11 protein-coding genes are annotated in these 13316 nt (G+C 62.0%); 10 read left to right on the top strand and 1 reads right to left on the bottom strand.

All coding sequences use genetic code 11. The features are described 5' to 3' along the window. The first annotated feature begins 6 nt into the window (after positions 1-6). The 4 genes from ACFRFQ_RS07080 (at position 7) to ACFRFQ_RS07095 (ending at position 4710) form a co-directional block, all read left to right on the top strand. Positions 7-1779 carry a sulfite reductase subunit alpha gene (locus ACFRFQ_RS07080; protein WP_378654867.1) on the top strand — a complete coding sequence of 591 codons (1773 nt, stop codon included), beginning with the start codon at positions 7-9 and terminating at the stop codon, positions 1777-1779. Positions 1780-1816: 37 nt separating this feature from the next. Further along, entirely contained in the window at positions 1817-2719 is a 903-nt protein-coding gene (locus ACFRFQ_RS07085) for a hypothetical protein (protein ID WP_378654870.1), read from the top strand. Between the two features lie 266 nt (positions 2720-2985). After that, on the top strand, positions 2986-4101 hold the full coding sequence (locus tag ACFRFQ_RS07090; RefSeq protein ID WP_378654873.1) for an agmatine/peptidylarginine deiminase: 1116 nt from the start codon (positions 2986-2988) through the stop codon (positions 4099-4101). 36 nt (positions 4102-4137) lie between these two features. Continuing rightward, positions 4138-4710 (top strand): TetR/AcrR family transcriptional regulator, encoded by a 573-nt coding sequence (locus tag ACFRFQ_RS07095; RefSeq protein WP_378654876.1) that lies wholly within the window; start codon positions 4138-4140, stop codon positions 4708-4710. Between the two features lie 3 nt (positions 4711-4713). Here ACFRFQ_RS07095 and ACFRFQ_RS07100 read toward each other — a convergent pair whose 3' ends face one another. Next, complete coding sequence (locus ACFRFQ_RS07100) at positions 4714-5361, bottom strand: TetR/AcrR family transcriptional regulator (RefSeq protein ID WP_378654878.1); 648 nt, start codon at positions 5359-5361, stop codon at positions 4714-4716. Between the two features lie 175 nt (positions 5362-5536). Between ACFRFQ_RS07100 and ACFRFQ_RS07105 the strand changes: the two genes are divergently transcribed. From ACFRFQ_RS07105 to ACFRFQ_RS07130, 6 genes are all read left to right on the top strand, one after another. Continuing rightward, the gene (locus ACFRFQ_RS07105) at positions 5537-6925 is read left to right on the top strand and encodes a flavin-containing monooxygenase (RefSeq protein ID WP_378654881.1); all 1389 of its coding nucleotides are present in this window, start codon (positions 5537-5539) and stop codon (positions 6923-6925) included. Continuing rightward, the gene (locus tag ACFRFQ_RS07110) at positions 6922-8076 is read left to right on the top strand and encodes a serine hydrolase domain-containing protein (protein ID WP_378654884.1); all 1155 of its coding nucleotides are present in this window, start codon (positions 6922-6924) and stop codon (positions 8074-8076) included. Before ACFRFQ_RS07105 ends, ACFRFQ_RS07110 begins: the two co-directional genes overlap by 4 nt. Then, the gene (locus ACFRFQ_RS07115; RefSeq protein WP_378654887.1) at positions 8073-9113 is read left to right on the top strand and encodes an NAD(P)-dependent alcohol dehydrogenase; all 1041 of its coding nucleotides are present in this window, start codon (positions 8073-8075) and stop codon (positions 9111-9113) included. Before ACFRFQ_RS07110 ends, ACFRFQ_RS07115 begins: the two co-directional genes overlap by 4 nt. A 61-nt stretch (positions 9114-9174) precedes the next feature. Further along, positions 9175-10794, top strand: coding sequence for a class I adenylate-forming enzyme family protein (locus ACFRFQ_RS07120; protein ID WP_378655095.1), 1620 nt, complete (start codon positions 9175-9177; stop codon positions 10792-10794). Continuing rightward, complete coding sequence (locus tag ACFRFQ_RS07125; RefSeq protein ID WP_378654890.1) at positions 10791-12536, top strand: amidohydrolase family protein; 1746 nt, start codon at positions 10791-10793, stop codon at positions 12534-12536. The genes ACFRFQ_RS07120 and ACFRFQ_RS07125 overlap by 4 nt, the downstream gene beginning before the upstream one ends. Then, on the top strand, positions 12526-13314 hold the full coding sequence (locus tag ACFRFQ_RS07130) for an SDR family NAD(P)-dependent oxidoreductase (protein ID WP_378654893.1): 789 nt from the start codon (positions 12526-12528) through the stop codon (positions 13312-13314). Before ACFRFQ_RS07125 ends, ACFRFQ_RS07130 begins: the two co-directional genes overlap by 11 nt. Positions 13315-13316: the final 2 nt, after the last annotated feature.

Here is a 13316-nt window from a genome sequence, read left to right on the forward strand (position 1 = left end):
CATATCATGGAAATCCCGTACATCCCCGAATACGCACCCTTCACCGGCGACCAGCGCGCGTGGCTTTCCGGATTCCTGGCCGGTCTACACTCGCGAACCGTCATGCCCGGGCAAACCGGCACTGCAACAGCAACAGTGGAGAGAACTGCCGGCGCAGCCGTGCAGATCCTCTTCGGAAGCCAGACCGGAAATGCGGAGGCCGTCGCCGAAGACGCCGCTGCGGCTGCTCGTGCCCACGGATTGGAACCCCTCGTTGCCGGCCTCGATACCGTGGACATCGGCGACCTCTCGGCGATGCGCCGGGTACTCGTGATCACCTCCACGTACGGTGAGGGCGAAATGCCTGACAATGCGCAGCTGTTCTGGGACGCAGTCGAATCCGAGAGCGCACCCAGATTGGACGGGCTCTACTTCGGTGTGCTCGCGCTCGGCGACACCAGCTACGACGGCTACTGCCAGTCTGGCAAGAACATCGACGCCCGCCTCGAAGCGCTCGGCGGGGCACGAGTTGTCGACCGCACCGATTGCGACGTCGACTACGAGGATGCTGCGGCCGAGTGGATCGTTCGTGCCGTCGCTGCGGTGGCCGGCGTTGACAGTGATACGGGAGCCGCCGCGTCGCCGGTTGCGCCTGCTCCGGCGAAGACCAAGTCCCAATGGACACGCAAGAACCCCTATCCTGCAACGGTCCTCGTCAACCGACTGCTGTCCGGGGAGGACTCGACAAAGGAAGTCCGCCACTTCACCTTTGCACTCGGCGAGAACGGTCTGGACTACGAGGCCGGAGATGGATTGGGTATCCGTCCGATCAACGACCCCATTCTCGTCAACGCGATCATCCATCAGCTCGGTGTGAGCAGTGATTACGTCGTCACCACGAAAGACGGCTCTTCCGCACCGTTGGACCAGGCGTTGACCAGCGATTACGAGGTCTCGATTCCCTCGCGGGATTTGATCGACGACATCGCCCGACGCAGCGGAGACGCCGAACTGCAACACATTCTCGACACCGAAGATCGGGAAGCACTCGACGCGTGGCTGTGGGGCAAGGACGTTCTCGATCTCCTGCAACTGAAGAACAGCATTCGCCTGAATCCCGAAGAGTTGCTTGCTCTTCTGCGTCCGCTTCAGCATCGGGTCTACTCGATCTCGTCCAGCCCGATCGCTCATGACGGCACCGTGCATCTGACGGTGGCGAGTGTTCGCTACCGCTCCGGTGAGCGCGATCGCGGCGGCGTCTGCTCGACCTATCTTGCGGACCGCGTCGGCGAGGGCGATCGGGTCGGAGTTTTTGTCTCCAAGAACAATTCGTTCCGACTCCCGACCGATGACGCGGCTCCCGTCGTGATGATCGGACCAGGAACGGGGATCGCACCCTTCCGCGCTTTCCTGCACGAGCGTCGCGCACGCAGGGCGTCGGGGCAGAATTGGCTCTTCTTCGGCGATCAGCATCAGTCGAGCGACTTCATCTACGAGGACGAGTTGAACGGGCTGACCCGCGACGGTGTCCTGACGCGTCTGGATCTGGCCTTCTCGCGCGATCAATCCGAGAAGATCTACGTCCAGACCCGCATGCGCGAGCAGGGCCGGGAGTTGTTCGACTGGCTCGAAAAGGGCGCGCACGTGTACGTGTGCGGCGACGCCACCCGAATGGCGAAGGACGTCGACGACGCATTGCACGAAGTAGTCGCCGAGCACGGTGGGTTGGATGCGGACGCCGCCGAGGATTACGTCAACAACCTCAAACGATCGAAGCGGTACCTACGGGATGTTTACTGAGATGTGCCCGCACCGTGGCGAATGCCGTTGCGCGGCTGTGGCACGCCTGTCGGACTTGGATGCGCTGCTTACGCGTCCAGGATTCCGCGGTGGATTGATCGGCACTGCACCCGCGGTAGTCGGTGAAATGTTGCCTCTCTTGGACGACGTCGTCGCCATCACCGTTGCGGGGCCGGTCGCCGTCAACGACTCCGGCAAATACGAGGTTCCGACGGCGCCTGGTGACCCACTGATCTGTTCTCCCGGTCGAATCTCGTTGCGATTGAACACGTCGGCACTCGGCAGCGTTCTCACCACTGACGCGGAGCAGCATCTGCCGCCGACGCTCCGGATGTTCGATACCCACGGATCGAGTTCGCACACCACCTACTTGACCCCGACCTCCGATCGCCTCGCCTTCGAAGCGATGCGAACCGCGCCCGACATTGTCAGGGAAACAAGCCCTCTCACCTCGATGTCGAATACGCCGGCATTCTGGGCGGAAGCCGATCAGCTGACCCAACTCGACTTCATCCTCGCGGACAGCGGCAACGAACGCCGCCGCGGATTGGTCGCTCTGGGCGCCCTGGGTTACCGGAGAATCGATCCTCACCTCATGGCCGCCGGGATGGAGCACCTGTCCTACCACCAGCTACCCGTCACGACCGTCGTCGCAGGTAACGGCTGTCTGCAGATTCATCGTGGTGATCTCGACGCCGCAGCCATGTTCGGCGGGACGTTGACCTTGGCGTCGGACACCTGCCGGACAATGATCGATCTGAACGGCGTCTCGGAGTGCTGGCTGACCCGCACCCACGGCGTTCACGGACTGACCAGCTCGATCGAAGTGTACGACTTCCGACGGAAGTGCGTGGCTGTCTTCACCCAAACGGGCCCAACCGAATCCGCAGTCATGGAAGTCTGGGAAGACGTCATGAATTCCATTTCGGAAGCGTCCTGACAACCGGAGTTGCGCTTTTCGCACCAATCGAAGGTCCCTAGCCGAACAGGGCTGCCGCCATCCCGACGCCCCTCCAACTCCTCGTTCCGGGCTGGGGAAATTTCTTGACTAAATTTTCAGTCAGGGCCTATTCTCTGTGCAAGCAAGTCGCCGCCAGACGCATCTGGCGCGATCGAACAGTAGCTGGATGTTGCCCCGCTCGCGCGCCACGAACAGATTTCTCCAAGACCCGAGCGAGCACGAAAAAAGCAGAAGGAGTCACCGCGATGCACAGACGTCGGTTCATTCAGGCAGGCGCCGCGGCGCTCAGTGGTCTCCTTTTGGCCGGTTGCAGCAATTCCGTCTCAGTCTCAGGCGGGAGCAAAGGCGACGACGATCTACGCGAGTGGGTGATGCCGGAGGAGGGTGATCCACACAAACGCACCTGGATGGCATTCGGCGCGAGTGAAGCGATCTGGGGAGCGGCCCTCCTACCCGAGGTCCAGCGCAACCTTGCGACGATCGCGCAGACTATCGCGCAGTTCGAGCCCGTCTCGATGCTTGTCCGTTCCGAGGAACTGGACTGGGCTCGCACCCTCGTCGGCCCATCCGTCGAACTGATCGCCGCGCCTCTCGATGACCTCTGGATGCGCGACACGGGCCCCGTATTCGTGAAAGGCAACGGAACCACAGCGGGTATCGATTTCAACTTCAACGGGTGGGGCGAGAAACAGGATTTTGATCGGGACGGCCAGGTCGCAGCCTTTGTTGCCGCTCGCGCGGGAGTCGAATCCTTGCCTACCGACCTGATCCTCGAAGGCGGCGGCATCGAAGTCGACGGCGAAGGAACAGCCATCATTACCGAAAGCTGTGTCCTGAACAAGAACCGCAACCCGGGATGGTCGAAGTCGGACGTCGAAGCCGAACTCGGTCCCCTGCTCGGCCTCGACAAAATCATCTGGCTACCGGGAATCGCCGGCAAGGACATCACAGACGGCCACACGGACTTCTACGCCCGCTTCGCGCGCCCCGGTGTCGTGGTCGCAGGCCTCGACACAGACCCGGATTCGTTCGACCACGACGTGACCGCACGCCATCTCGAGATTCTCGAGAACGCGACCGACGCCCAGGGGCGCCAGCTGGAAGTGGTTGTCCTCGAAGCGCCGGTCGCGGTCAGGTCAGACTTCGAATCGAATGATTTCGCAGCCGGATACATCAACTTCTACGTGTGCAACGGGGCAGTCATCGCACCCGAGTTCGGTGACCCCGGGGCCGACCAGGCCGCCAGAAGTGAATTGGAGCGCCTCTTCCCTGGCCGTCGTGTCGTGCAGATCAACATCGACGCCATTGCTGCCGGTGGTGGCGGTATTCACTGCACCACCCAGCAGGAACCCGCGGACTAGAAACCCGTCCCGACCACCCTCGTAGAATTCGGACTCGTGTCGAACCGTCAAACGCAAATCTTGGAAGCAGCAGTCCGCGTAATTGCCCAGCACGGCGTACGCGGGCTGAGGGTGGAGACACTCGCTGTCGAGGCCGGAGTGTCGACGGCACTCATCTACTACCACTTCCAGAACCGCGCCGGTGTGCTGCGCCGGGCCCTCGATCACATCAACGATCGCGCCGCGCTGTACACCGAAAGTGCCTTCACGGAAACAGACCCTCGTGCGCAGCTCGAGCAGATGCTTCTGCTGGAGTTTCAGAATTCGCCGAAGATTCGGGAGAACAGCATCGCCTGGGGTGAACTCCGGGCAAGCGCAGTCTTCGCCGACGAGCTGCGCGAACCGCTACGCACCACGACGCAGGAATGGGCAGACGAAGTCGAAACCTTGATCCGGCAAGCGCAGGACGCCGGACTCGCTGATCCGAAAGCGAGCCCGGTTGACGCCGCCGAACGACTCACTGCGCTGGTCGAAGGTCTGAGCGAACGCTGGCTGAGCGGCTCGATTTCCATCGAACGAGCCAGAGAACTACTCACCGGCGCAATCAGCGTGGAGATCGATCCGAACTAGCTCTTACCGCTCGTCGGCGCTCTTCGATTCCGGCGATAGAGCCGGGAACCAGATGTCGGTGAGAACCTCGGCCGCCTGAAACCGCGTCACGTCGATCGTCCCCTGCACGGCCCAACGGGTGAAGAAACGCTCGAGTTGGCTCACCAGCAATTCGACGCGCAACCGGGCCTCGTCGCGCTGATCCGCAGGCCACCGGTCCAGATAGTTCGGCATCGCGTTCGGCAATGCACTGATCCCGTCGCGGGCCGTGATCCGGAATTCCGGCTCGAGCGCCACCGCCTCGTCCCATGCGGGCAGCAGCCGCTTGTTCTCGTCGAACCAGTCGAATGCACGCCCCAGCCACGCAGTGAATTCCGCGCGCGAATGTGTGTTGAGCACGCGATCGAGATCCATGTAGAAGGTAAAGGCGCTGGCGGCCATACCGGCTTCGCCAATGGTCTTCAGCATCTCCACCTTGCTGGAGAAATGCACATAGAACGTGGCCCTGCTGCATCCGACAGCCGAGGCGATGTCGTCAACCGTGACTGCCGCGTACCCGCGTTCCTCGAACAAGGTGCGTGCTGCGTCCACGAGTTTGGCCCGCGTTGCGCGCTTCTGCTCGTCCCGCAGGGTTCCCCGCTTGCCTTTCCGACCATCCGTTGCCGTACTCACACCGTCTACTGTCGTTTACTTTGCGCTCTCTGGCAAATCGCCGACTCATCGTCACCGAGCAACATTGCGTCATTCATTGACACATCGTCAGTCAATGTTGCACTATGACTCAAGTCACTTTTCGGGCTTCGATTCTTCGTATCGCATGTCCGGATCAGAACAGAAAGCGATGGCTATGAGTCCCACGAATTTGCCGAGAGTCTGCATCATCGGCGCCGGGCCGTCCGGGATCACCACGGCCAAGCGGATGAAGGAATTCGGAATCCCCTTCGACTGCTACGAAGCATCCGACGAGGTCGGCGGAAACTGGTACTACAAGAATCCCAACGGGATGTCTGCCTGCTACCAGAGCCTGCACATCGACACCTCCAAGTGGCGATTGGCTTTCGAGGACTTTCCCGTCTCGGCGGACCTGCCCGATTTCCCACACCATTCCGAACTCTTCCAGTATTTCAAGGACTACGTCGAGCATTTCGGCCTGCGCGAGTCGATCATCTTCAACACCAGTGTTGTTGCAGCAGAACGTGATGCAAGCGGACTCTGGACCATTACACGCTCCGACGGTGAAGTCCGCACCTACGACGCCCTGATGGTCTGCAACGGCCACCACTGGGACCCCAACATTCCGGACTACCCGGGCGAGTTCGACGGCGTGCTGATGCACAGCCACAGCTACAACGACCCGTTCGATCCGATCGACATGCGCGGCAAGAAGGTTGTCGTGGTCGGAATGGGCAACTCCGGCTTGGACATTGCGTCGGAACTGGGACAGCGCTACCTCGCCGAGAAGCTCACCGTCTCGGCGCGCCGCGGCGTCTGGGTGCTGCCGAAGTACCTGGGCGGAGTGCCCGGCGACAAACTGATCACCCCACCGTGGATGCCTCGCGGTCTACGCCTTTTCCTGAGTCGTCGTTTCCTCGGCAAAAACCTCGGAACCATGGAAGGCTACGGTCTGCCGAAGCCCGACCACCGCCCGTTCGAGGCCCATCCGTCGGCCAGCGGCGAGTTCCTGGGACGCGCCGGGTCCGGCGACATTTCCTTCAAGCCGGCAATCACCAAATTGGACGGCAAGCAGGTTCACTTCGCGGACGGCACCGCAGAAGATGTCGACGTCATTGTCTGCGCAACCGGCTACAACATCAGTTTCCCCTTCTTCAGCGATCCGAAGCTGTTGCCGGACAAGGACAACCGATTCCCGCTCTTCAAGCGGATGATGAAACCCGGAATCGACAACCTCTTCTTCATGGGGCTGGCTCAGCCCATGCCGACCCTCGTCAACTTCGCCGAGCAGCAGAGCAAGCTCGTTGCGGCTTACCTCACCGGCAAATACCAGCTGCCGTCCCCCAGCGAAATGCAGGAGATCACCAAGGCCGACGAGGCATACTTCCTCGCCCCCTATTACAAGTCTCCACGCCACACCATCCAGCTCGAGTTCGATCCATACGTCCGCAACATGAACAAGGAAATTGCCAAGGGCACCAAGCGTGCCGAGTCCTCGGGAAACAAGCTACCCGTCACCGCTCGTGCAGCAGCACACGAACCCGAGAAGGCGGATCGCGCATGAGCCTGGTAAATGGCCACTGCACCAATGAATTCGAGCCCGTCCGCGCTGCCTTCGAGGCTCAACTCGAAACCGGGGAGGAACTCGGCGGCTCCATCGCCATCACCGTCGACGGAAAATCCGTCGTGGACCTCTGGGGTGGATACGCCGACGAATCTCACACCACCCCGTGGGGCAGCGACACCATCGTCAACACCTTCTCCATCACCAAGACGATGACGGCTCTGTGCGCTCTCCTCCTGGTCGAACGCGGCCAACTGGACGTCTACCAGAAGGTCGCGCACTACTGGCCCGAATTTGCGGCAAACGGCAAGGAAGACATCGAAGTTCGCCACCTGCTGTCGCACACGTCGGGAGTCTCCGGTTGGGAGCGTCCGATCGAACTGAAGGACATCTACGACCTCGAAACGTCCACCGCCCGCCTCGCAACCCAGTCGCCGTGGTGGGAGCCGGGCACGGCGTCGGGCTATCACGCGATCAACTACGGTCACCTCGTCGGCGAGGTCATTCGGCGCATCGACGGTCGGACCCTCGGCAGGTTCTTTGCCGAGGAGCTCGCCGGCCCGCTGGGCGCCGACTTCCACATCGGAACATCCGCAGAGCATTTCGGCCGAACCGCCACTCTCGTTCCGCCGCCCGCGCTGGAATTCGACCTGTCCACGCTCGACCAGGACAGCATCTTCATCAAGACCCTGACCTGCCCCCTGCTCGACTACCCCGAGGTCAATACCGCTCCGTGGCGAGAAGCCGAGATCGGCGCGGTAAACGGACACGGCAACGCCCGTTCCATCGCTCGGGTCCAATCACTGATCTCGTGCGGTGGTGAGCTCGACGGCCAGAAGTTGCTGTCGCAGAGCACCATCGACCTGATCTTCGAGGTCCAATCCGACGGTATCGACCTCGGGATCATGACTCCGCTCAAGTTCGGTATCGGCTACGGACTGCCGCACCCGGACACCGCACCACTCGTTCCCGACGGGCGCGCGTGCTGGTGGGCCGGGATCGGCGGCTCGATGCTGGTCAACGATCTGGACCGACGGATGACCTTTGCCTACGTCATGAACAAGATGGCACCGGGTCTGATCGGATCCGATCGAAGCAACGCCTATCTGAGCGCCGCATACAACTCCGAGGTCAGCGAGGTCAGTTCATGAAGGCAGCTCAGCTCATGGGGCCAGGGCTCCTCGAGATCAACGACGTACCGATCCCCGAGATCGGCCCGTCGGAACTCCTGATCCGGGTCGGCGCAGCGGGCATCTGCCACTCCGACCTGCACCTCCTGCACTTTCCGTACAAGATGCGCGAAGAACCGCTGACAATCGGCCATGAGATCGCCGGCACCATCGAAGCCGTCGGCAGTGCCGTCGACGGCCGATCCGTCGGGGAACGGGGCGTCGTCTACCTGTGCTGGTCCTGTGGGCAGTGCCGAGAATGTATGAGCGGTAACGAGAACATGTGCCTCGCCGCCGGACGAACCGCAATGCCACCCTGCCCCGGATTGGGCCCTGAAGGTGGCATGGCCGAATATGTGAAGATACCGGCCCGCTCCTTTGTCCCCATCGGAGATCTCGACTTCCTGCAGGCCGCGCCGCTCGCCGATGCCGCGCTCACCAGTTACCACGCCATCCGCGGCGCGCGTGAACATCTGCAGCCCGGCGCTACCGCCGTGGTGATCGGGATCGGTGGCCTCGGACATGTTGCAGTACAGATACTTCGAGCGATCAGCGCGGTGCGCATCATCGCCGTCGACGTCGGCCAGGATCAACTGGACCTCGCGAAGCGGTGTGGAGCCGACATCACGCTCGAGTCCGGACCGGACACCGCGCGCCAGATCCTTGATCTCACATCAGCCCGAGGCGCGGAAGTCGTCTTCGACTTCGTGGGTATTGATGCCACCGCCCAGATGTCCGTCGAATCCGTTGCACCGAACGGCGCCTACCGCATGGTCGGCCTCGGCGGCGGAAACCCCGGCATCACAGCCGAAGCAGCAGGCGGGCCTGGCTGGCCCTGGGGTGCGTCGGTCCGGAAGTCCTATGGCGGCACCAGAAACGACCTTGTCGATTCCATCGCCCTGGCTCGAGCCGGTCTGGTAACGGTAGAAGTGGCCCGCTTCGACCTCGCTGATGCCCGAGACGCTCTCGACCGTCTCGAACACGGCAAGGTCACCGGACGCGCAGTGCTCGTACCCTAATTCTCGAAAGGTGCTACACGTGACCACTCCCGCTGATACACAGGCATACATCGCGTCCGTCATGGCCGGGTTGACCGGCCCCGGTGGGCCTTTCGAAATGGGCGTCGAAGACGTCCTGGGTAGTGCGATGCCTGTCATGAAGAACCGTGACAAGGCACTCGGCGACGTACTCGCTACGTCCTTCGATTACGATTCCCGCGACTACCTGGTGACCAAGGACCGCCGTTTCAGCTACCGCCAGCACGGTGAAGCCGTCGCGGCCTTGGCCACAGCGCTCCGCGAACAATACGGCGTTCGCAAGGGTGATCGCGTGGGCATTCTTGCTGCAAACACCCCAGAATGGGTGATGACGTTCTGGGCGGCCCAAGCACTCGGGGCCATCGCCGTCGGCTTCAACTCGTGGTGGGTGGCACGTGAAGTGGAGTACGGAATCGAACACACCACCCCCACCGTGGTGATCGCCGATGCCAAGCGCACAGAGATCCTCGCCGGATTGAACACCGACATTCCGATTCTCACGATGGAAGCGGATCTACCGGCCCTGATCGAGAAGCACTCGGGATCGCCGCTTCCTCGTACTGTGGTGGACGAGGACGATCCGGCTGTCATCCTCTACACGAGCGGCACCAGCGGACGCCCGAAAGGAGCGGTTCACACCCACCGAAACGTGTTGGCGGTCATCGACTATCACCGCTACAGCGACCGCCTCGCTGCGGCGTTCACCGGGAAACCCAGCGATGGCCGTCCGAGCGATCTGCGCTACCTGTTGACCGCACCGCTGTTCCACATCGCGAGCCTGCACAACTTGGCAGTTCCACGACTGGCCACGGGCGGAGCCGTGGTCATCCACCAGGGCGCCTTCGACGTCGACGAAGTCCTCTCCCTCGTCGAACGCGAGAAGGTGACCAACTGGGCTGTGGTCCCCACCATGGCAAGTCGCCTGCTCGAGCACGGCGACCTCGGGAAATACGACCTGACATCGTTGAGCGCCTTTGCATTGGCTTCAGCGCCGTCGTCTCCGGCCTTGCAGGAGCGTCTGCGCGCACAGCTACCTTTTGCGCAGCACGCTCTGGTGGACAGCTACGGACTCACCGAATCCTCCACCGGCATCTCGGTTGCCACGCCCCCGGAACTGGCCGCGTTCCCCGGAACGCTCGGACGGCCCATCATCGGGGTCAACGTGGAGGTTCGCGACCCCTTCGGTGTTGCGGTCCCTGACGGCGAGGAAGGCGAAATCTGCGCGCGCAGTCCGTATGTGATGTTGGGATACTGGAACGACGAGGCTGCGACTGCTGCCGCCATCGGTCCCGACCGATGGCTCCGGACCGGCGACTACGGAGTTCTCGAAGACGGTCGACTTCGACTCACCGGTCGCAGATCCGATCTGATCCTGCGCGGCGGCGAAAACGTCTACCCCCTCGAGATCGAACAGTGCCTCGACGAGCATCCGGCTGTGCTCGAATGCGCTGTGATCGGTATCGATTCGGCAGATCTCGGCCAAGAAGTGGCGGCCGTCGTCGTTCTGCGCAGCGAGGGCGCCGCGACAGAGGAGGAACTACGCGGCTACGTCGCTGAACGTCTCGCCTACTTCAAGGTGCCGGTAAAATGGACACTGAGCACAACTCCTCTTCCCCGCAACGCAACCGGAAAAACAATACGCGCAAAGGTGGTTGTCTCGTGACCTACGACGCCGTGATCAACAATGGGCTGTGGTTCGACGGCACCGGGGCAAAACCGGCCGTCCGCAATCTGGGAATCCGGAACGGCCTGGTCACCGCCATCTCCCTCGATCCCCTCGACGAAACCGATTGTCCCCAGGTCATCGACGCCCGGCGCAAGTGGGTGATTCCGGGAATCGTGGACATTCATACGCACTACGACGTCGAGATCCTCGAAGGCCCGGCTCTGAGCGAATCCCTCAGACACGGGGTCACATCGATCTTTGTCGGATCGTGTTCCCTGTCCACCATTCACGCCAGCCCGTCCGACGCCGGCGATCTCTTCGGCCGCGTCGAAGCAATCCCCCGCAAGCACGTCGTCGAGGCACTGACGCGGGCCAAGACCTGGAACTCCGCGAGTGAGTACATCGCCGCGCTCGAATCGCTTCCGTTGGGCCCCAATGTGGCAGCCTTCATCGGGCACTCGGACATGCGGGCTGCAGAAATGGGGCTGGACCGTGCAACGCGGAAGGACGTGCACCCCACCGACGCCGAACTCGCGTCGATGGAAGCTCAGTTGACCGAGGCGCTCGACGCCGGCTTCGTCGGAATGTCCGGGCAGCAACTGCTGTTCGACAAACTCGATGGCGAGACCTGCCGCTCACGAACTCTGCCGTCGACGTATGCGACCACGAAGGAACGACGCCGACTCAACGCGATCCTGCGTCGCCGGGGACGCGTGTTTCAAGCCGGCCCCGACCCTACCAACCCCTTGAGTACCGGCGCGATGGCCTTCACCAGTGTGGGCCTGTGGCGTAAGCAACTCAAGACGAGCATGCTCTCGGCGGCAGACATCAAGGCCAACAAGTTCGCCGTGGCGATTCTTGGTCCACTGGCTCATCTGGTCAATCGACTCGGTGGCGACCTGCGCTGGCAGCATCTCCCCGTCCCCTTCGAGGTGTACGCCGACGGTATCGATCTGGTCGTTTTCGAAGAATTCGGTTCCGGCGCAGCCGCACTGCATCTGACGGACGAGATGGAACGCAATGTTCTGATGCAGAGCGAGGAGTACCGTCGGCAATTCCGCAAGGACTACGATCAGAAGTTCGGCGTCAAGGTATGGCACCGCGACTTCTTCGATGCCGAAATCGTTTCCTGCCCGGATGATTCCCTCGTGGGCAAGACCTTCGGTCAGGTAGGTGTCGAGCGCGGCAGCATCCACCCGGTCGACGCGTTTCTGGATCTGGTTCTCGAACACGGAACCAAGGTTCGTTGGCGCACAACCATTTCCAATCACCGCCCCGAGATCCTGGACAAGTTCGCTCAGGACAACGGCGTGCAGCTCGGATTCTCCGACGCCGGAGCCCATCTGCGCAACATGGCGTTCTACAACTTCGGGCTGCGACTGCTTCGCCGAGTGTACGACGCCCAGAAGATCGGTCGGCCCTTCATGACGGTGGAGGCCGCAGTGCACCGTCTCACCGGTGAACTTGCCGAGTGGTACGACGTCGACGCGGGGCACCTCCGATTGGGTGACCGTGCCGACCTGGTTGTGATCGATCCCGCCCATCTCGACGATTCACTCGACACCTACGCGGAGAGTCCGGTTGTGGAGTACGACAATCTCTCTCGCATGGTCAATCGCAACGACCAGACAGTGACCGCGGTATTCGTCGGCGGCGAGTACGTGTTCGGCGACGGCGAAGCAGCACCGGTTCTCGGCAACCGCCGGACCGGGAAATTCTTGAAAGCAGGTGCCCATTAACACGTCCAGATTTGCCGGCAAAACCGCTGTTGTCACCGGCGCAGCATCGGGTATCGGCGCGGCCATTGCGCTGCGCCTCATCAGCGAAGGTGCGCGCGTCGCGGGCATCGATATCTCCGAGGGTGCACTGAAGGAGATCGCGGCACAACATGACGGTTCATTCCTCGCGGCACCAGCCGACGTCACCAAAGAATCCGATGTTGCCGAGGCCATTGCTTCTGCCGCAGCCGAATTCGGTGGGATCGACATCGCGTTCAACGTTGCCGGAGCGTCGCGGGTCGGACCGATTGTCGACCTCGACGAGGCGGATTGGGACTTCACGATCGATTTGGTACAGAAGGGCGTGTTCCTCTGTACCAAACACGAAGCGCGCCATATCCGCGAGCACGGAAGGGGCGGAGCCATCGTCAATGTCTCCTCGCTCAATGCCCATATCCCGAGCCCGTACGGAAGTGCCTACGCCACCGGCAAAGCCGGGGTCGAGATGTTCAGCAAGAATGCCGCGATCGAACTCGCCGCGGCGGGAATCCGGGTCAACGCCGTTCTCCCAGGCTTGGTCGACACCCCACTGGTTGCGCCGGTGATGGGTTACGAACCCGCCCGCGACATGTTCCTGGATCGAATCCCGATGGCCCGAGCGGCAACTCCCGAAGAAATTGCGGCTCCCTGCCTCTATCTCGCGAGCGACGACGCCACCTACATCACCGGAACGTCGCTGGTGGTCGACGGCGGCTGGGAAGTGTCGAACTACCCGGATCTGACCAAACTCGGCAGCTGAAG

It is taken from the genome of Rhodococcus sp. NPDC056743 (genome assembly GCF_042790355.1).
GTDB lineage: Bacteria > Actinomycetota > Actinomycetes > Mycobacteriales > Mycobacteriaceae > Rhodococcus_F.